General features: G+C 71.2%; 13 protein-coding genes. 6 read left to right on the top strand and 7 right to left on the bottom strand.

The features are described 5' to 3' along the window. Positions 1–402: 402 nt before the first annotated feature. The 6 genes from AC3A57_RS15255 to AC3A57_RS15230 form a co-directional block, all read right to left on the bottom strand. Complete coding sequence (locus tag AC3A57_RS15255) at positions 403–3291, bottom strand: hybrid sensor histidine kinase/response regulator (RefSeq protein WP_487579689.1); 2889 nt, start codon at positions 3289–3291, stop codon at positions 403–405. A gap of 7 nt (positions 3292–3298) precedes the next feature. Then, positions 3299–4495 (bottom strand): EAL domain-containing response regulator, encoded by a 1197-nt coding sequence (locus tag AC3A57_RS15250; protein ID WP_487579688.1) that lies wholly within the window; start codon positions 4493–4495, stop codon positions 3299–3301. Between the two features lie 196 nt (positions 4496–4691). Further along, positions 4692–5330 (bottom strand): tetratricopeptide repeat protein, encoded by a 639-nt coding sequence (locus AC3A57_RS15245; RefSeq protein WP_487579687.1) that lies wholly within the window; start codon positions 5328–5330, stop codon positions 4692–4694. A gap of 204 nt (positions 5331–5534) precedes the next feature. Next, the gene (locus AC3A57_RS15240; protein WP_487579686.1) at positions 5535–7925 is read right to left on the bottom strand and encodes a family 20 glycosylhydrolase; all 2391 of its coding nucleotides are present in this window, start codon (positions 7923–7925) and stop codon (positions 5535–5537) included. A gap of 283 nt (positions 7926–8208) precedes the next feature. Continuing rightward, entirely contained in the window at positions 8209–10884 is a 2676-nt protein-coding gene (locus AC3A57_RS15235; protein WP_487579685.1) for a TonB-dependent receptor, read from the bottom strand. Positions 10885–11083: 199 nt separating this feature from the next. Continuing rightward, a complete protein-coding gene (locus AC3A57_RS15230; RefSeq protein WP_221670846.1) occupies positions 11084–12157 on the bottom strand; it encodes a glucokinase in 1074 nt (357 codons plus the stop codon). A 395-nt stretch (positions 12158–12552) separates the two neighbouring features. On the opposite strand from AC3A57_RS15230, the gene AC3A57_RS15225 reads away from it, so the two are divergent. From AC3A57_RS15225 to AC3A57_RS15200, 6 genes are all read left to right on the top strand, one after another. Then, entirely contained in the window at positions 12553–13863 is a 1311-nt protein-coding gene (locus AC3A57_RS15225) for a sugar MFS transporter (RefSeq protein ID WP_487579684.1), read from the top strand. A 157-nt stretch (positions 13864–14020) separates the two neighbouring features. After that, positions 14021–14827 (top strand): lysophospholipid acyltransferase family protein, encoded by an 807-nt coding sequence (locus AC3A57_RS15220; RefSeq protein ID WP_487579683.1) that lies wholly within the window; start codon positions 14021–14023, stop codon positions 14825–14827. 7 nt (positions 14828–14834) lie between these two features. Beyond that, positions 14835–15824: a YheT family hydrolase gene (locus AC3A57_RS15215; RefSeq protein WP_487579880.1), complete on the top strand. Its 990-nt coding sequence runs from the start codon at positions 14835–14837 to the stop codon at positions 15822–15824. Between the two features lie 131 nt (positions 15825–15955). Beyond that, positions 15956–18031, top strand: a complete 2076-nt coding sequence (locus AC3A57_RS15210) for a tetratricopeptide repeat protein (RefSeq protein WP_487579682.1) — start codon at positions 15956–15958, stop codon at positions 18029–18031. 221 nt (positions 18032–18252) lie between these two features. Next, positions 18253–18879 carry a YbhB/YbcL family Raf kinase inhibitor-like protein gene (locus tag AC3A57_RS15205; RefSeq protein WP_487579681.1) on the top strand — a complete coding sequence of 209 codons (627 nt, stop codon included), beginning with the start codon at positions 18253–18255 and terminating at the stop codon, positions 18877–18879. A 98-nt stretch (positions 18880–18977) separates the two neighbouring features. Beyond that, a complete protein-coding gene (locus tag AC3A57_RS15200; protein ID WP_487579680.1) occupies positions 18978–19445 on the top strand; it encodes an RDD family protein in 468 nt (155 codons plus the stop codon). A 34-nt stretch (positions 19446–19479) separates the two neighbouring features. Here the strand turns inward: AC3A57_RS15200 and AC3A57_RS15195 are convergent, their stop codons facing one another. After that, positions 19480–20340 (bottom strand): DUF4377 domain-containing protein, encoded by an 861-nt coding sequence (locus AC3A57_RS15195; RefSeq protein ID WP_487579679.1) that lies wholly within the window; start codon positions 20338–20340, stop codon positions 19480–19482. Between the last annotated feature and the right edge of the window lie 77 nt (positions 20341–20417).

The raw sequence follows: 20417 nt of genomic DNA, 5'->3' as shown, positions 1-20417 counted from the left end.
CTGGGGGGCGGGTTTAAGCAGCCGATCGGGCGTCGTCGTGGCGGGTGTGGGGCGTCGCTTGCGGGCGCCAGGAGCAAATCCCCCCTGCCGCCCTTTTTCAAAGGGGGGAACAGCAAGAGCAACGCCCGTAGCAACAAAGGCAACAGCAACGAACGCAACAGCGACGACGCTTGCACTAGCGGCCACGATGGTTCGGCACTGCGCCATGCCGCGACGCGCAGGGCTGGCCAGCCTGGGTCGCAACCGGCCAGGCCGCCTTCGCTGCTTTTTTTGAAAATTTGCTGTCCCCCCTTGAAAAAGGGGGGCAGGGGGGATTTGCTTTACCCGAGTCCCGAGTCCCGAGTCCCGAGTCCCGAGTCCCGAGTCCCGAGTCCCGAGTCCCGAGTCCCGAGTCCGAGCTCCTCAAACCACCCGCCGCAAGCGCTCCAGCGCCGTCTCCAGATCGCTCAGCAGCGGCAGCGCCAGGGCCCAGTCCTGCGCCCGCGCCGCCTGTTCCAGGGCCATCGCGGTGCGTTCGAGTTCGTGCGCGCCGATCAGGGCCGCGGCGCCCTTGATCCGGTGCGCCTGGCGCTGGATCGCGCCGATGTCGCCGTCGCGGCGGGCGGCTTGCAGCGCGTCGCGGTCCTGCGCCGCGGTGGCGAGGAAGTCGTCGAGCACCTCGCGGCCGTCGCCCTCGTCCTCGGCGAGCAGGCCGCGCAATACCTCGCGGTCGAGCACGTGCGAGGCGTCGGCCGCAGGTTCGTCCAGCGCGCTTTCCTCCGCCGCGACCTGATCCGGCCCGGTCTCGTCCGCGGCTCCCTCGCCCGCCGCCGCCGTGTGCGGCAGCCAATGGCGCAGACACGCGGCCAGCCGCGCGACCGCGACCGGCTTGACCAGGTAGTCGTCCATGCCCGCACTCAGGCAGGCTTCGGCCTCGCCCTTCAGCGCCGAAGCGGTCAGCGCCACGATCGGCGTGCGCGGCCGGCGCTCGCGCGCTTCCTCGCTGCGCACCGCCCGCGCCAGCGCGTAGCCGTCCATGCCCGGCATGTGCACGTCCGACAACAGCAGCGCATAGCGGCCGCTGCGCCAACGCGGCAGGGCTTCCTCGCCGCTGCCGGCCGATTCGCTGGCGTAGCCGGCCAGGGCCAGCTGGCGGGCGATCACCAGGCGGTTGGTCGGGTGATCGTCGATCAGCAGGATCAAACTGCCCTGGCGTTGCGCCTGCTCGACGTCGGGCGCCGCGCGCGCCGGCATCGCGCCCTCCACGCCGATCGGTGCCGGCGCTGGCGGCAGTTCGGCCTCGCTGGCGCGCGCCAGCGGCACCCGCAAGCGCAGAGTGGTGCCGCGCCCGGGCTCGCTGTCCAGTTCGATCTCGCCCTCCATCAGCGCCGCCAGCCGGCGGCAGATCGCCAGGCCCAGGCCGGTGCCGCCGTAACGCCGGGTGGTTTCGTTGTCGGCTTGGCTGAAGGGTTCGAACAAATGCCGTTGCTGTTCGGCGTCGATGCCGATGCCGGTGTCGGCGATGCAGAAGCACAGCGCGTCGCGCGGCCGGCCGGCGGCATCGGGCGCGGCCTCGCCTTCGTAGCTCAGCCGCGCCTCGACCGTGCCGCGCTCGGTGAACTTGACCGCGTTGGAGAGGAAATTGCCGAGGATCTGCCGCAGCCGCAGCGCATCGGCGCGATGCGCCGGCGGCACCCGCGGGTCGACCTCGCAGTGCAGTTCGATGCCGCGGCTGGCCGCGGCGCCCAGGAACCCGGCGACGGTGGTGCGCAGCAGGGCCGGCAGCGCCACCGGCTCCGGCGCCAGTTCCAGCCGGCCGGCCTCGATCTTGGAGAAGTCCAGGATGTCGCCGATGATCTGCAGCAGCGAGTGCGAGGATTGCTGGATCACCTCCAGCGCATGCCGCTGCTCCGGATCCAGGCGCGAATGCGCCAGCACTTCGATCATGCCGGTGACGCCGATCATCGGCGTGCGGATCTCATGGCTCATCGCCGCCAGGAACGAGGACTTGGCCCGGCTCGCGTCCTGCGCCCGCGCCTCGCTGACCCGCAGCTCGCGCTCCAGCCGCTTCAGCGCGCTGAGGTCGGCGGCGATCAGCAGCAGGCCGGGGCGGTCGTCCTCGTCGGCGGTGGCCGAGACCGCTACCAGCGCCGGCACCCAGGTGCCGTTGCGGTGGCGCAGGCGGATCTCGCGCGGCGCGGCGCGCGATTGCGCGAGCTCGCGCAGCGCGGTCCAGTCGGCCGCCACCGGCCGGCCCAGGCGCGCGCCCAGTTCGGTCGCCAGCGCGCGCAGCGCGCGGCCTTCGAACACCGAATGCAGGTAGTCGCGGCCGATCGCCTGTTCGGCGCGGATGCCGAGCAAGCGTTCGGCGAACGGATTGACCAGACTGAAGCGGCCCTGCTCGTCGACCGCCAGGATCGCGGTCTGCGCCGCTTCCAGCAGCGAGCGCTGGAAGCGCTCGCGCCGCTCCAGTTCGGCGCGGGTGCGTTCGTTGCGGATCAACTGGCCGGTCAGCTCGGTCTCGAAGCCGAGCACGTCGCGGCGCATGTCGATGAAGGCCTGCATGACCGCGCCGAGTTCGCCGGGCGGCAGCTCGCCGGGTTCGGCGGTGTAATCGTGCTGGCGCATCCGCCGCGCCAGCCAGGTCAGCCGGACCACGCCGCGCGAGGCGTTGCGCAGCACCCGCTGGCCGACCAGCGCCGCCAGCAGCAGCGCCGCCAGCGACACGCCGATGCGCAGCAGGCTGATCCGCTCGCTGCGGACGATGTCGGCGCGGACCACCGCATCGGCCTGGATCAGCTCCAGGTCGGAGATGGCCTGCAGGCGCTGGGTCAGCGGGTCGATCGACGGATACAGGCGGGTGTCGGCGAAGCGGCCCAGCGCCGGCAGGTCGCGCCGGCGCAGGATCGCCTGCAGTTCGGCCGCGGCGGCGTCGGCGCGGTGGCGGGCCTGTTCGGCGGCGCGCAATTGGTCGTGCTCGATCGCGGTATGCGGCAGGTGCTGCAATCGCCGCCAGCCGCGGTCGATGCGCCGGCGCGCGTCGTCGACGCGGCGCAGGCCTTCGTTCCAGTCGACCAGGCCGTTGCGCACCCGGAAGGCGGTGTCGACCACGTCCAGACCGTAGGCGTCGGACACGGTCTTGAGCAGGCGCAGGCCGATCAGCCCGTCGTCCTTCAGCGCGTGCAGGGTCTTGCGCGCCCGGTACTGTTCGAACTCGTCGATCGCCAGCACGCTGGCGCCGGTCAGCAGGAACAGGCCGAACAGGCCCCACAGTTGGTGGCGCACGCTGATCCGGTCGAGCCAGGCCAGCATCGCCGCCTCAATGCTCGGGCCGGCGCCAGCGGCCGAGCAGGGCCGGCAGTTCCGCGCCGGGCACGGCGTCGCCGATCAGCCGGCCCTGGGCGATGGCGCAGCCCAGGTCGGCCAGCATCTGCCAGTCCTCGACCGTCTCCACGCCCTCGGCGACCGCGTCCAGGCCGAGCTTGCGCGCCAGGTCCAGGCTGGCCTCGACCACCGCCCGCTTGCGCGGCTGGTGGGCGGCGCCGGCGACGAACTCCTGGTCGATCTTGAGTTCGGTGAACGGCACCTGCGACAGCTGCGACAGCGACGACCAGCCGGTGCCGAAATCGTCGATCGACAGGCCGAAGCCCTTCAGCCGCAGCCGCGCCAGCACGCCCAGGCCGCGCGCGGCGTCGGCGATCAGCGAGCTTTCGGTGAGCTCCAGCACCACTTCGCCGGGCTCGACCCCGGCCTCGCGGACGATGCGCTGGTAGCGGTCGGCGGCGCCGGCGTCGTCGAGCGCGGTCGCCGGCACGTTGACCGACAGCTTCAGGCGCAGGCCCTGGCGCTCCCATTGCCGCTTCCAGGCGCAGGCGGCGGAGAGAATGCGCTCGGTCAGGCCGTCGAGCAGTTGCAGCTCTTCCAGCACCGGCATGAAGTGCTGCGGCATCACCACCCGGCCGTCGCTGCGGCGCCAGCGCGCCAGCGCCTCGACGCCGATCGCCCGGCCGTTGCCGAGTTCGACCTGGGGCTGGAACCAGGGCTGGATGTGGTTGTTTTCGAGTGCGGCGCGGGCGCTGTCGGGGCTGATTTCGCCCGGGTCATCGTCGGCGGCGGCATCGACGGCGTGGTCCAGCCCGGCCAGGGCCTGGGCCAGCTTGGCCCGGGTCAGCGGCTTGGGCACCGCCTCCAGCACGTGCAGGCCGCAGGCGCGGGCCATGGTCTGGACGGTGTGCAGCAGGGCGACGTCGAGCGCGCTGGCGACCAGGATCGAGCGCGCCAGGTGTTCCTGGGCGAGGTGGTCGATGAACTCGATCCCGTCCATGCCGGGCATGTCCAGGTCGACCACCACCACGTCCGGCGCCTGCGGCAGCGCGCGCAGCAGGCGCAGCGCGGCGTGGCCGTCGCCGGCTTCGTGCAGGCGGGCGATGCCGAGTTCGGCCAGCAGGCGCAGGGCCATGCGGCGCTGGAAGCCGTGGTCTTCGACTACCAGGACGCTCAAGGCCGACAGCGGCATGCGATCCCTCGGCTGCGTTTACGGCGCCAGACCGAGTCCCGGAAGCGGGCATCCGGCCGCGAACGACAGACTGTAGCCGTGTCTGCGGGATCGGCGGAGCGCGCGGCGACGAACGGTCGCCGCCCAGGTTACGCGCCGCCCGGCGGCGGCGCGTGAAGTCCTGCCGGCGCCGGGCGCGACGGCCCGGCGCGGCGGCTCAGGGCCAGCGCGGCGGGTCGGCCGCCCAGGCCTGCTGCACTTCGGCCAGGGTGGCGCGTTCGGCCTCGCGCCACTCCGGCAGCAGCTCGGCATAGCGCGCGGTGCCGCGCCACAGGTCCGGCTCGGTGCGCACGGCAGCGGCGTACCACTGCAGCGCCTCGTCCTTGCGCCCCAGCTGCCACAGCGCCACGGCGAAGGTCGGCGGCATCCAGGCGGCGCTGACGCTGCGCGCGTTGTGCAGCGCCGTCCATTGCTTGAACGCGTCTTCGTAGGCGCCGGCGCGGTACAGGTCCCAGCCGTAGTTCCAGTTGATCGCGCGCCACAGGCTGCTGCCGCTGTCGGCGTCGCGGAACGCGCGCGCATACAGCTGGCGGCCGACTTCGGTGCGGCCGGCGGCCATCGCCAGGTGGCCCAGCTGGGCCGCCTCGGCCGGGGCGTTGGCCTTGCGTTCGAGGGTCTTGGCCAGGCGTTCCATCGCCGCTTCGCCGGTTTCGCGGACCGCGAGCACCGGCTTGGTGGTCTGCCCGTCCACGTCGAAATAGAACTCGACCGGCTTGGACAGGGTCTGGGCGCCGGCAGCGCCGGACACGAGGGCCGCGGCAAGCGCCGCCGCCAACAACGAGTTGCGGATGAGCATGTAGATCGAATCCCCCTGGCTACCCGCACATGCTAACCGCTGCACAGCACAATCCATGAACGAGCGCACATAACTCTTTGACATAATCTGGCAGCCGGCCTGTTTGCGGCCGGCGTTTTCGCGTATTTGCGCGGCACCGCTCATGCGGCCCGCCTGTTCATCCAGTCCCGCGCCGCCGTCGCCGGCGCCGCGGGCCCCTCGCGCTCAACCGCCCGGACGCAACACCACCCGGTCCAGCGCCCACAACGGGTCGTGGCCGCCGCTGGCGAAGACGAAGCACAGGTTGTGACGGCCGCCGATCTTCGGCAGCGTCGCCTTCAGCACGGTCAACCCGGCCGAGCCGCGCGCCGGCGCCAGCGGCAGGCGCGCCACCGGCTCGCGCTTGCAGTCGTCCAGCCGCACTTCCAGCGCGCCGCCGAGTTCGGCCTTGCGCACGACGATGTTCTTGGTGTCGTGCCAGAGCTGGAAGTTGTACGGCAGCTGGCCGACCCGGACCTCGATTTCGCCGATCCCGTCCAGCGCGGCGTTGGGGTAGATCCAGCACGGGTCGATCAGGTTCACGGTCAACGCCGCGCGCTCGCCGTCGCCGCGGCCGTCGCGCGCGGCGTCGTCTTCCACCCGCAGGTTGTAGCCCTCGCGGCACGGAGTCAGCGCGGCGCTGCCGAGCGCGCCGAACTCGGCGGCCTCGGCGATCGCGTAGCGGCGCGGCGCCGACACCGGCTGGGTGTCGAAGAAGGTCGTCGCGACCAGGTCCAGCGGCGCCTTGGCCGGCAGCGGCGCGGTGTAGACCGGCGAGTTCGCGTCCGGCTCGCCGCCGTCGGTGCGGTAGCGGATCTGGCCGAAGCCGGTCTGGTTGGACAGGCGGATCTGCGCCGGCGCGCCTGGCTCGGCGGCGAGTTCGAACTCGACCGCGTAGGCGGCGTCGCTGGCGCCGACCCGCTGCGCCCGGTAGCGCGCCAGCTGCGGCACCAGACGGCGCTGGAAATCGTTCCAGTCGCGCCCGGCCTGCGGCGACCACACCACCTCCGCCAGCGCGTCCAGGCGCGGATACAACGCCAGCTCGACCCGGTCGAAGCCGCGCTTGTGCTCGCTCCACAGGTTGGCCTGGGCGCCGATCACGCGCCGAGCCTGCTCGCCGCGCAGTTCCTGCGGGATCACCTCGAAGCCATAGAAGTCCTGCAGGGTGCTGACCGGATAGCGGCCGCTGGGTTCGTCGTCGCGATCGCTCTGGACGTAGTCCAGGTACAGCTTTCGGTCCGGCGACAGGACCACGTCGTGGCCTTCGCGCGCGGCCTCGACCGCGCCCGCGGTGCCGCGCCAGGACATCACCGTCGCGCTGGCCGGCAACTTGCCGCCTTCCAGGATCTCGTCCCAGCCGACCAGCACCCGCTGGTGCGAGTCCAGGTGCTGGCCGATCCGGCCGACGAACCAGCTCTGCAGCGCCATCTCGTCCTTCAGCCCCAACGCCTTGATCTTGGCCTGCACCGCCGGCGAAGCGATCCACTGGTCCTTGGCCGCTTCGTCGCCGCCGATGTGGATGTACTTGGACGGGAACAGGCCGACCACTTCGTCGAGCACGTTGCGCAGGAATTCGAAGGTCGAGTCGTCGACGCCGTACAGATAGGTGTGCACGCCCCAGTCCGGCGACACCGGCGGCGCCTGCTTGACCACGTCGCGCACGCCCAATTCCGGATACGAGGCGATCGCCGCCTGGGCGTGGCCGGGCATCTCGATTTCCGGCACCACGGTGATGTGGCGCGCGGCGGCGTAGGCGACCACCTCGCGGATCTGTTGCTGGGTGTAGAAACCGCAGTAGGGACGCGGCTTGCCGTCCTCGCCGCGGCCGGCGGCGCCGGCCTGGATGCGGCAGCCGCCGACCTCGGTCAGGCGCGGGTAGCGCTGGATCTGGATCCGCCAGCCCTGATCGTCGGTGAGGTGCCAGTGGAAGGTGTTGAGCTTGTGCAGCGCCATCTGGTCGATCACCGACTTGACCTCGTCGACGCTGCGGAAATGGCGCGCGACGTCGAGCATCAGCCCGCGCCAGGCGAAGCGCGGCGCGTCCTCGATGCGTTGCGCGGCGATCGCGGTCGGACCCTGGCCGCCGGCGGCGGTGGCCAGTTGCCACAGGCTGACCGCGCCGTAGAACAGGCCGGCCGCGGCGCGCGCGCGCACCTGCACGCCGTCGGCGCGCACCTCCAGCGCATAGGCTTCGTCGCCGGCCGGCGCGGCCGGGTCGATGGCGAACGAGATCGTTCCGGCGCCGGGCGACGCGGCGGTATCGATCGCTGGAGCGAAGCCGCGCGCACGCTGCACGCGCGCGGCGAAGTCTTCGGCCACCTGGCGCGCCGCCGGGTCGCCGGCGGCGACGCTGAGCCGGGTCTGCGGACCGAATACGAAGCGGCCCTGGCCCGGCACCATCTGCGCCGGCCGTGGGATCAGCGCGCTGGGATGGGCGGCGGTGGCGACCGCGGCGTCGGTCGTCGCGGCGGCGGGCCGGGCGGCGCCGGGCGCGTCGGGATGGGCGCCGTTGCAGGCGGCCAGCGCCAGGCTCAGCGCGGCGGCGGCGGTGCGGGTCCAGGCGGTGCGTGTCTTCATCGTCTCAGAGTCCTTGCGGCGCACTCGCGCGGCGGCGGCGCGAACGGGCGATCGGTGGCGTGGGGCGTGGTCGGTCCGGTGGCGAGCGCGGCGACCCCGACCGGGCCGACGCGGATGAAGCTCGCCGCGCGGGAAAAGCGCCGCGCGCGGCGCAAGGCCGCGCGATCGGCGGATAACGCAAGACGCCGGCGCGGGGCCGGCGTCTTGGGTCGAACGATGCGGACGATGCGGCGGCGCGAAGCCGCCGCATCGGCGCTTACGGCTCGGAGGAGCCGGACGGTGCTCAGAAGTTGAACCGGAACGTGGCCATGTAGCGGCGGCCGCTGTGGTACTTGCCGACCAGCTTGTCCTTGCTGCCGGAGTACTGCACGTACTCCTCGTCGAGGATGTTCATGGCGTCGAACGACACGCCCATGTTGTCGTTGAACTTCCAACCCACGCTGGCGCCGAGCTCGGAGTAGTCGTCCACGCTCGCCGGCGCCGCGCCGGCCACGTAGCCGCCGGCCAGGTAATGGCTGCGCCAGTTGTAGGACAGGCGCACGCTCAGCGGACCCTGCTCGTAGTAGGGGCTGATCGCGACGCTGTCGCGCGACTGGTAGGGCAACGGGTCGCCGGTGTTGTTCTCGCCGTCGGCGTAGGTGTAGTTCGCGGTCAGGCCGAAGCCGGTGTCGGCGAACGGCTGCTGGTAGCTGACGTTGAAGCCCTTGACCTTGCCCTTGCCGGCATTGCGCGGACGCTGGATGTCGTAGTCGCAATAGCCGTCGCTGGTGCAGCCGTGGAAACCGACCAGGGTGGCGTCGAACAGCGCCCGGTTGGTGTCGCGGATCGAGTTGTACTGGCGCTCCACCCGCGCGGCGCTGTCGATGTAGTTGTCGATGTCCTTGTAGAACACCGACGCCGCCAGCACCGCCTGCTCGGCGAAGTACCACTCCACCGACAGGTTGTAGTTGGTCGACTCGTACGGCGACAGCTCGGCGTTGCCGCCGCTGCCGTTGTAGGTGGTGTCGTTGAGGAAGGTGTTGTTGACCATCTGGTTGTACGGCGCCCAGGCGATCACCTTGGCCGCGCCGAAGCGGAACAGCAGGTCGTTGCCGGTGTCGTAGACCACGTTCACCGACGGCAGCAGGAAGTCTTCCTTCTTCGACTTGGTCTGCCACTTGCTGGCCAGGTTGGTCAGCGACGGCGCGCCGCCGTAGACGAAGCCGCTGGCGTCGGTCTTGGATTCGACGTAACGCAGGCCGAAGTTGCCGCGCCAGGCGCCGGTGGCGAAATCGGCCTGGACATAGGCCGCGGTGTTGGTCTGCTCCAGCGCCCAGGTGTTGTTGAGGTAGCCGGCGGCGTCGGGGGCGGCGAAGTTCAGCGGGCTGCCCTTGACCCAGTCGAGCACGTTGCCGCGGCCGACCTGGATGTGGCGGCCGTGGTCGTTGCTGAAGCCGCGGATGTCGGTCAGGCCGGAGGTGCCGACGTCGGCCAGGGTGCCGCGGTCGACCGGGCCGTAGATGTTGAGTTCGAACGATTCCTCGTGCTTGGCCCGGCGCACGCCGAACTGCAGGTTGTTGATCGCGCTGTCGAACTCGACGTTGAAATCGATCTGGCCGTAGGTGTCTTCGCTTTCGGTCGAGAACACGCCGTTGTTGCCGAGCCAGCCGGTGGCCAGGCCGCCGGCCGGACCCCAGTTGGCCGGATTGCGCGCCGCCGCCGGGTCGTCGAAGGTGATGCCGCGGTTCATGTCCCAGCTGAAGCCGCCGTTGAACACCGGCTCGATGAAGTACTGGGCCAGGCGTTCGTTCTCGGATTTGCTGCGGCCGATCTGGCCCTTGAAGCCCCAGTTCTCGGCCTTGTACGCGGTGCGCAGGTCGATGCCCTTGGTTTCGACTTCCGATTCGCGCACGTTGTTGTCGTACAGCACGGTGCCGCCGGTGGCGTCGGTGTTGCGCACCGAGTGGCCGCTGGTGACGATGCCGTTGCGCGCGTCGCCGAGACGGTCGACCGCGGCGCGGGTGTTGTCGTTCCAGGTCAGGAAGGAATACAGCGACTGGTTGTAGTTGTCGAAGTTTTCCTTGATGTACAGGCCCTGCAGGTTGATGTCCCACTCGTCGCTGGGCTTGAACTGCAGGTTGACCACGGCGCTGTCGCGCTTGCGGTGCTGCTGGAACCAGGCGGCGTTGATCGAGTTGGGCACTTCGGCGTTGGGATCCAGGCCGGCGCGCTGGGCGTTGGCGAAGTCGGAGACCTTGGCGTAGCCGAACACCTCCATGCCCTGGCGGTCGACCTGCTCCTCGTAGTGCTGGGCCGAGACCGCGACGCCGAAGGTCTCCTCCGGGTTCTTCCAGCTGTACAGCACCGAGCCGCTCGGACGGCCCTTGCTGCCCTGGTCGCTGTAGTTCCAGCTGACCGAGCCGGCGATCGAGTTGGCGTCCAGGTCCAGCGGCTGGCGGGTGTGCATCAGCACGGTGCCGCCGAGGCTGCCTTCGGTCAGGCGCGCTTCGGAGGACTTGATCACTTCCAGCCGGCCGAGGATTTCCGGCGCCAGCAGGGTGTAGTCGAAGCCGCGGTTGGGCTGCTCGCCGTACAGCCAGATCGCCTGCGCGACCGGATGGTTGTCGAGGAAGCTCAGGTTGAGGCTGGGGTCGGTGCCGTCGATGCTGACCCGTTCGCCCTGGCCGAAGCGGCGGTCGAGCGACACGCCCGGGATCTGCGACATCGCCTCGGCGACGTTGGTGCTGGCGAACTTGCCGATGTCTTCGGCGGTGATCGCCTCAGACACGGTCACGTTGGCCCGCTTGGTGTCGAGCGACTTCTCCAGGCTGGCACGGATGCCGGTGACGACGACGGCGTCGAGCTCGGTGGCGTCGGCGCCGGCGGCCGGGGCCGTGGCGTCCTGGGCCATCGCCAGGCCCGGGCCGAAGGCCAGGGCCGCGACGATACTGGCCGACAAGATGGTCTTGCGCGCTTTCATTACTGTTCCTCCCTCGGGCGGTGATGGCTCGGCGATCGACCGTGCAGCCGGTTCGTCGCGAAGTCCGGTTGTGTTCTTTGATTTGCTGCCGTGCCGGTCGCGGCGCCGCCGCTTCCGCTTGCTGCGTGTTGCCGCCTTCGATGCGAGGCCGCGATGACGCGCGCACGCGCCGCAGGCGCGTGCGCCTGAGGCCTTGCGCCTACTGCGTTTGCTGTTGCCGTCCCGACGCTGCGGGCGCGTTCGCGCCGCCGTCGGAACCGTTGTCGCCGGATTCGTACTGACCGTGTTCCAGGTACCAGCTCGCCGCGCCGATCACGCCGAGCCGTTCGTTCTCGATCAAGCGCACCGGCACGCGTTCCATCACCGGCCGCATCGCGCCCTTGTCGAGCATGCGGGCGTGGAATTGGCTGTCGGGCAGGAAGTCCTTGAGCTGCGGCAGGATGCCGCCGGCGATGAACACCGACTTGGCGCCGGCGATCGTCGCCAGGTCGCCGATCACGCTGCCGAGCAGGGCGCAGAAGGTCAGCACCGCTTCGCGCGCCAGCGCTTCGCCGCGCCGCGCCGCTTCGGTGATCGCCGCCGGCGCGCGCAGCGAGGGCTCGACGCCGTTGAGCGTGCACAGCGCGCTGTACAGGTTCACCAGGCCGGGACCGGAGACGAAGTATTCGGTCGGCACGTGGGTCTGGCCGCGTTGCTGGGCCAGGCGCAGCATCTCGACTTCGCGCGCGTTGCCGGGCGCGAATGCGGTGTGGCCGGCCTCGGTCGGCAGGATCACCGTGCCGCGGCCGTGCGGGATGCGCACCGCCGCGCCCAGCCCGGTGCCCGGGCCGATCACCAGGGTCGGACCCGGCGCCGATTCGCTGACCCCGGGCGTCAACAGGGTCGAATCGCCAGGCGCCATGCATTGGGCGGCGTTGGCGTTGGCCTGGAAGTCGTTGATGAACAGGACTTCGCGCAGGCCCAGTTCGCGCCGCAGCTCGGACAGCGAGATCCGCCACGGCAGGTTGGAATTGATCACCTGGTCGTCCAGCACCACGCCGGCGCAGGCGATCACCAGGCGATCGATGCCGACCCCGTTGCCGGCGATGAACTCGGCCAGGATCGCGGCCAGGCTGGGGTAGTCGGCGCACACGTACTTGCGGTGCGCGAGCACGGCCACCGCCGATTCGGCGCCGGTGCCGGGACGGACCAGGCCGACCCGGGTGTGGGTGCCGCCGACGTCGGCGGCGATGAACTGGGTCGAGGCCGGATTCAGCCGGGCGGGAGCGCTCATGCGGCCGCTCCGGCGACGCGCTGTTGCGCGTCTGCGTCGTTCAAGCTGCGTCCCCGCGGGGACATCGACGTCCCGTACCAATCCCACTGCATGCGCCCTCCACGGCCGTCGGTTCCCCTGGCGGCGCCGAGAGTGCGATGCGTTTGACAACGTTGTCAACAAGTTCCCGCGAAATTGTCATCGCGACACAAAAATGGCCGGATCGGGCCGCCCTAATTGATGCGGCGCAACATGACGGCGCGCGCCTGAGATCACGGTTTGGCGGGGGTTTCATGCTCGCGTCTGGCGTCGGCGGAAAAGTTGTGACAACGTTGGGCCGACGCTTGTCGTGCCGGTCAACCGGAGCGGCCGCGCGACGTGGCGGGCGGTACCCGCCTCTCTGGGAGGGGAGTCAAATGTCGGTTTCCAACGCCAGCGCTCAGCCGCGGTATCTGGGTTCGATCGCGATCATCGGCGCGCTGTTCTTCGTATTCGGCTTCGTCACCTGGCTCAACGGGCCGCTGATCACCTTCGCCCAACTGGCCTTCGATCTCGACGAAGTCGGCGCGTTCCTGGTGCCGATGGCGTTTTATCTGTCCTACTTCTTCCTCGCCCTGCCGTCGTCGGCGATCCTGCGCCGCACCGGAATGAAGCGCGGCATGGCCCTGGGCCTGCTGGTGATGGCGATCGGCGCGGCGGTGTTCGGCGAGTTCACCACCCAGCGCTGGTATCCCGGCGCGCTCGGCGGCCTGTTCGTGATCGGCGCCGGCCTGGCCGTGCTGCAGACCGCGGTCAATCCCTACATCAGCATCCTCGGCCCGATCGAGGGCGCGGCGCAGCGCATCGCGGTGATGGGCATCTGCAACAAGATCGCCGGCATCCTCGCCCCGTTGGTGCTGGGCGCGCTGGTGCTGCACGGCATGGGCGACCTGGCCGCGCAGGTCGCGGCGGCCGATCCGGCGACCAAGGCGCAGTTGCTCGACACCTTCGCCGCCAGCATCCACGGCCCGTATCTGCTGATGGCCGGCCTGCTCGCCCTGCTCGCGGTCGGCGTGCTGTTCTCGCCGCTGCCGGAACTGCGCGCCGAAGAGGTCAACAGCGGCCCGGTCGACGGCGGCGGCCGCGACAGCCTGCTGCAGTACCCGCACCTGTGGCTGGGCGCGCTGTGCATCTTCGTCTACGTCGGCGTGGAAGTGATGGCCGGCGACGCGATCGGCACCTACGGCCAGAGCTTCGGCCTGCCCTTGGACAAGACCAAGTTCTTCACCTCGCTGACCCTGGGCGGGATGCTGGTCGGCTACGTGGTCGGCCTGATCGTGATTCCGCGCTTCATCTCGCAGGAGCGCTACCTCAGCGTGTCGGCGGTGCTCGGCGTGGTGCTGACCATCGGCGCGTTCGCCACCCATGGCTATGTCTCGGTCGGCTTCGTCGCCGCGCTGGGCTTCGCCAACGCGATGATGTGGCCGGCGATCTTCCCGCTCGGGATCCGCGCGCTCGGCCGCCATACCGAAGTCGGCTCGGCGATCATGATCATGGGCATCGCCGGCGGCGCGGTGATTCCGCAGCTGTACGCGGTGCTCAAGCAGCATCTGGACTTCCAGCTGGTGTTCTTGCTGCTGATGGTGCCGTGCTACCTGTACATCCTGTACTTCGCCCAGGCCGGCCACCGGGTCGGGCTGCGCCAGCGCGCCGCCGCCGCGAACGCGGCCGTGGCGGCGCCGAACTGAAGCCCCGCCGGGCGCCGGGCCGGCCCGCGACGGGCCGGCCGGCCGCCGCGGTGCCGGCAGCGAACGCCCGGTCAACTATTCACCGCGGCGCGCGTTTCGCGCCCAAGCGTGAAATCGCCGCTGGCTGCCGACCCGACGCTTCGGTATCGTGCACACAATGAATGCGCCGCCTCCCCACGCCGGCGCGCTCGCGCCCTCCGGGGCGCCGACCGCGCGCGCGCTGCGTTACCTGATCCGTGTGCCCCTGCTGCTGTGGCATGTGCTCGTCCACCTGCCGCTGGTGCTGCTGCTGTCCTCGCCGCTGACCGGCCGCATCCGGATCGGCGCGGAAAGCCTGGAGCACCGGCTGATCCGGGCCTGGTCGGCCGGGCTGATGCGGATCTTCGGCTTCCAGTTGCGCCGCATCGGCACCCCGCTGCCGGGCGCGACCTTGTTCGTGGCCAACCACGTCAGCTGGGTCGACATCGAGATCCTGCACAGCCAGCGCATGATGGGCTTCGTCGCCAAGCGCGAGATCGCCGGCTGGCCGGTGGTCGGCTGGCTGGCCGCGCGCGGCGAGACCATCTTCCACCGCCGCGGCAGCACCGAATCGCTGGGCGGGGTGCTGCACGAGATGCTGTCGCGCCTGCGCGCGGGGCGTTCGGTCGGCGTGTTTCCCGAAGGCGGCACCCGCGGCGGGCGCGAGATCGGCCCGTTCCACGCCCGCATCTTCCTGGCCGCGGTCGAGGCCGGGGTGCCGGTGCAGCCGGTGGCGCTGCGCTACGGCGAGGGCGGCAGCGCCCAGACCGTGGTCGCGTTCCAGGACAAGGAAAGCTTCTTCGCCAACTTCCTGCGCCTGCTCGGCGAACCCGGCCGGCTGGCCGAGATCCATTTCCTGACTCCGATCGGCCCGGGCGAGGCCGACGGGCGCCGCCGCATCGCCGAACTGGCGCGGCTGCGCATCCTCGAGGCGATGGCGGGCTGAGGCCGTGCTGACCGCCTCCGACTATGCGCCGCCGCGTTGGCTCCGCAACGCGCACGTGCAGTCGGTGCTGGGCTCCAGCCCGTTGCGCCGGCGCCGCGCCGAACAGCGCCTGGCGCAGGCCGGCGCGAGCACCGAGTCGCACCTGATCGAGACCGCCGAGGGCGTACGCCTGCACGGCCTGCACAGTTGGATGCCCGGCGTGCGCAGCCGCGGCCTGGTGCTGCTGCTGCACGGCTGGGAAGGCAGCGCCGAGTCCAATTACATGCGCCTGACCGCGGCGCAGCTGTTGGCGCGCGGTTTCGAGGTGTTCCGGCTCAACTTCCGCGACCACGGCGACACCCACCACCTCAACGAAGGCCTGTTCCACTCCAACCGCATCGACGAGGTGGTCGAGGCGGCGCTGGAAATCGCCCGGCGCTTTCCCGGCCGGCCGTTATCGGTCGCGGGCTACTCGCTCGGCGGCAATTTCGCCCTGCGCCTGGCCTTGCGCGCGCCGCAGGCCGGCCTGGAGCTGGCCCACGTCGCCTCGGTCTGCCCGGTGCTGGACCCGGCCCGGACCATGGACGCGATGGAAGCCGGCCTGCCGGTGTACCTGTGGTATTTCGAGCGCAAATGGCGCGGCTCGCTGGCGCGCAAGCGCGCGCTGTTCCCGGCCCTGCACGACTTCGACGACCGCACCCTGGGCCTGAGCATGCGCCCGCTGACCCAGTGGATGGTCGAGCGGCATACCGACTTCGGCACCCTGGACCGCTATTTCGACGGCTATTCGATCGCCCGCGAGCGCCTGGCCGCGCTGGCGGTGCCGGCCAGCATTCTGATGGCCGCCGACGATCCGGTGATTCCGCTGGCCGGCTTCCGCGAGCTGGTCCTGCCGGCGCACGCGCGGTTGGAGATCGCGCCCTGGGGCGGGCACTGCGGTTTCCTCGAGAACGCGAGCCTGGACGGTTTCGCCGAGCGGTGGATCGCCGACCGCCTGGCCGCCCTCGCCGCGGCCTGAGCGCGGTGCGCATGACCGGGGCCGCCGTGACCCGGCGGGCGGCCCATGAAAACGGGCCGTGAGGGGCCGCCGGGGAAATGGGCCGCGGGGCCCCTACAATGGCCGGTCTACCCTCAGCCGAAGCAAGCGCAATGTACGAACCCATCCTCGAGGCCCTGCGCCGCAGCGACGCGGCGCAGGCCGTGATCGCGGCCGAGCAGGCCGTGGCCGCCGATCCGCAAGACGTCGGCGCGCACCGCCTGCACGCCGCCGCGCTGCGCTTGAACGGCGACCCGGCCGCGGCCCTGGCGGCGCTGGACCGGGCCATCGGCCTGGCCCCGGAGGATGCGCAACTGCATCTGGAGCGGGCCGGCGCCCTGCTCGACGGGCGCCAGCTCGACCAGGCTCAGGCCGCGCTGGCCCAGGCCATCGGCCTGGACCCGAACCAGTTCCCGGCCTATGTCATGCGCGCCCACCTGGCGATCGCCCGCGGCGACCTGGACGAGGCCGAGCGGCTCGGCCGCACCGCGGCGCGGATCGCGCCGAACCACCCGCAGGTGGCGGCGGTCGAGGGCGCGCTGGCCCTGCACCGCGGCGATCCCGACCGCGCGCTGGCGGTGCTCAGCCACGCCGCCGAACTGGCCCCGGACGACTCGCAGATCCTGCACAGCCTGGGCTTCGCCTATTTCGCCAAGGGCCACTTCGCCTTCGCCGAAGGCGCCTTCGCCAAGTTGGCCGAGCGCTATCCGGAGCAGAGCTCGCTGCAGCTGCTGATCGCCGACCTGCTGCGCCGCCAGGAGCGTTTCGCCGATGCCGCCGACCGCATCGCGCCGCTGGCCCAGGCCGCCGACGCCGGCTTCGGCGTGCAGCGCTGGGCGGGCGAACTGGAGATCGACGCCGGCCGGCCGGAACGCGCGCTGCCCTTGCTGCGCGCCGCGCTGGCCGCGCATCCGCAGGATCCGCGCACGCTCAACGCGATCATGGAAGCCTGGCGCCGCCTGGGCGATGTCGAGGACGCGCGGCGCACGCTGGAATCGGCCCTGGCCACCCACGCCGACCAGCCCAACCTGTGGCGCGCGCGCCTGGCGCTGGAGCCGTTCGCCGGTCCCGAGGCGCTGGCGGTGGTCGAGCGCTGGCACCAGGCCATGCCGCAGTACCTGGGCGCGCTGGAAGCGCGCGCGGCGATCCACGACCAGCACGGCGAGCACGAGCAGGCCGAGGCCATCGCCCAGCGCATCGTCGAACTCAGCCCCGGCGATGCGCGCGCGGAAATGCGCATCGTCCAGGGCCTGGCGGAGCGCGATCCCGACGCCGCGGTGGAGCGCATCGAGCGCCTGATCGCGATGGCCGCCGACCCGCTGGTCAAGCGCGAACTGCGCCAGCTGCTGGGCCGTTCGCTGGACTTGGCCGGCCAGCCCGCCGCCGCCGCCGCGACCTGGGCCGAACTGCACGCGGAAGTCGCCGACCAGCGCCTGCCGCGCAACGCGATCAGCGCGCGCGGCAGCGACGAGTGGCCGGCGCTGGCGCCGATCGCCGACGGCAGCCGCGGCATCCTGCTGCTGTGGGGCGCGCCGGGCTCGCAGATCGAACGCGTCGCCCAGGTGCTGCGCCTGGCCGGCGCGCCTTTGCTGGTCGACCGTTTCGGCGCGCAGCCGCCGACCGATCCCTTGCAGCGCTACGGCACGGTCGACGAACTGGTCGCCGGCAAGCTCGATCCGGCCTTCCTGGCCAAGCTCTACCGCGCCGCCCTGCCGGCGCGCGGCGCCGCCGACGGCCCGGTGTTCGACTGGCTGCTGTGGTGGGACAACGCCCTGCTGCGCGCGCTGCGGCCGAACCTGGCCGAGGCGCTGTTGCTGATCGCGGTGCGCGACCCGCGCGACATGCTGCTGGACTGGCTGGCCTACGGCAGCCCGACCCCGTACGCGCTGGAGACCCCGGAAGCCGGCGCGCGCTGGTTGGCGCGCCTGCTCGAGCAGATCGCCGACCTGCACGAGCGCGAACTGTTCCCGCACGCGCTGGTCAAGCTCGACGAGATCGGCCAGGATCCCGGCGCGATCGCCCAGACGATCGCCGACACCCTGCGCGTGCAGATCTCGCTGCCCGAAGGCGTCGGCCTGGGCGGCGAACGCCTGCCGCCGGGCCGCTGGCGCGAGTACGGCGAGGCGCTGAGCGAATGCTTCGCCGTGCTGACCCCGGTCGCGCGCCGGCTGGGCTATCCCGAGCAGTGATCCGGGCCGCCGCGCGCGTTCGCGCGCGCGGCCACGGCGTATCGTTCATGCCCCGAGCGTCGTGTCTTGGCGCGCCGCGATCCGGGCGGCGCGAAATACTTTCTTGCAAGCTGTCAGCTCAAGAGTCGCCTGCTCCAGAGCCGCCTGCTCCGGAGCCGCCTGCTCCGGAGACGCTTGTTCCAGAGCCGTCGTCTCAAGAGCCCATGTCAGGAGGAGTTCCGATGCGCATCCACAGCAACAGCTTCGAGCACGGCCAGCGTCTGCCGGCCGAGTTCGCCGCCGGCCAGGCCAGCGGCGACGGCTACGGTTTCGCCGCCAACCGCAACCCGCACCTGGCCTGGGACGAGGTGCCCGCCGGGACCCGTTCGTTCGCGCTGATCTGCATCGACCCCGACGTGCCGACCGTGGCCGAGATGGTCGGACGCGCCGACGTGCAGATTCCCGAGCACCAGGTGCGCGGCGATTTCATCCACTGGGTGGTCGCCGACCTGCCCGCCGACCTGCGCGAGATCGCTGCCGGCAGCTGCAGCGACGGCGTGGTCGCGCACGGCAAGCGCGACCCGGCCGGCCCCGCCGGCTCGCGCCAGGGCCTGAACGACTACACCGGCTGGTTCGCCGCCGATCCGGACATGGCCGGCGACTGGTACGGCTACGACGGCGCCTTCCCGCCGCCGAACGACCTGCGCCTGCACCGTTATTTCTTCCGCCTGTTCGCGCTCGACGTCGAACGCCTGGAGCTGGATCCGCGCTTCACCGCTGCGGACGTGTTCTACGCCATCCAGGGCCACGTGCTCGGCCAGGCGACGACCTACGCGACGTATTCGTTGAATCCCGCGGTCGCGGGCTGAGTGCGGCCGGCCGCCTCGAAGCACATTCGTCGCGGATTGCGGCCCGGCGGCGGCCGGCTTAGAGTCGGCGCCGTCGATCCGGTGGAGCGGTGCCGCGCATGGAAGAGCAACCCAACCCCTACCACGCGCCGCAGGCGGCGGTGGCCGTGCCGGAACGGGTCGTCGCCCTGGCCGACGCCAGCCGCGGCCGGCGCCTGGCCAACCACGTGATCGATACCCTGGCGATGTTGGCGATCATGTTCGCCGGCGCCATGGCCTACGCGTTGATCGCCGGCGATGCCGCGGTCGGCGCGCTCGAACAGCCCAACCTGGCGCGCGACATCGGCTTCAACATCGCGCTGATGCTGGTCTACTACGTGCCGCTGGAAGGCATGTTCGGCGCGACCCTGGGCAAGCTGGTCACCGGTACCCGGGTGGTCGACGAGCGGGGCTGGCCGCCGAGCTGGGGCCAGGTGCTGGGCCGTACGGCGTGCCGGCTGATTCCGTTCGAGCCGCTGTCGGTCCTGATCTCCGGACGCGGCTGGCACGATCGCCTGCCGCGCACCCGGGTGGTGCGGACGCGCTGAGCGCGCCCGCAACCGGCTGCTCGGCCTGCGTCGCTCAGCGCTTGGGAGAGACCAGCTCGCTCTCGACCACCATGTCGAGTACGTAAGCCACCGACGAGGCGTCGGCCGGCGGATTCTTGATGTCGAACTTCTTCACCCGCACCACGTTGCGCACGCCGGGCTCGTGGGTATAGCCCTCGATCTCCTGGTACAGGAACTGCCACTCGCCTTCCGGCTTCAACGCCACGCCGCTGGCGTCGTACTTGCGCTCGCGCACCCACAGGCACTGATGGTTGGGGATCAGCGGATGCGGGCAGCTGCGGCGCTGGGCGTCGACTTCGAAGAACGCGGTCGCGCCCGGGCCGCCGTAACGGGTTTCCGCGGTCGCTTCGCCGCTGAGTTCGAGCTTGGCGCCCGAGGCGGTGGTCAGCAGCAGGCGCGGCTGCGGCGCTTCGCCCTGGATCGCGTACCGGGCGCTGCCTTCCAACTGCTTGGCGATCTCGCTGTCCATCTGCATCAGGCGCTGGTCCTGGCAGGCCATCAGCGTGGTCTGGAAGGACTTGATCTCGAGCTTGTCGCCGGCGAGCGCGTACGCGGCGCCGGCGCGGTTGCAGCCGCCGGTCACGCCGATGCGGCCGTCGCGGAAACTCAGTTGCAGGCCGTACTTGCCTTCGCGTTGCAGCAGCGCGATCGGCTGGCCGGCGGCGTCGCTGGCGCGCTCCAGGTTCCAGACGTAAGCGGGCAGTTCGGTCGCGGACGCGGCCGGCGTCGGGTCGGACTTGGCCGCATCCGGTGCGGCGCTCTCGGGCTTGGCGCCGGCGTCGGCGCCGTCGCGGTTGGTCGAAGGCGCGGCGCAGGCGGCGAGAAGAACGCTGGACAGCGCGGCGGCGAGAAGCAGAGGACGTTGGATATTCATGGGGCGCGATGATCCGGGTTGGGCTGCGAAGATCGGATCAACGGCCCCGCGCGCGCAGTGGGGTTGGGCGGTGTTCA

Source organism: Lysobacter sp. Soil_C_15, assembly GCF_057657315.1.
The sequence above is the reverse complement of the archived record's forward strand: the minus strand, read 5'-3'. Positions and strand labels throughout refer to the sequence as shown.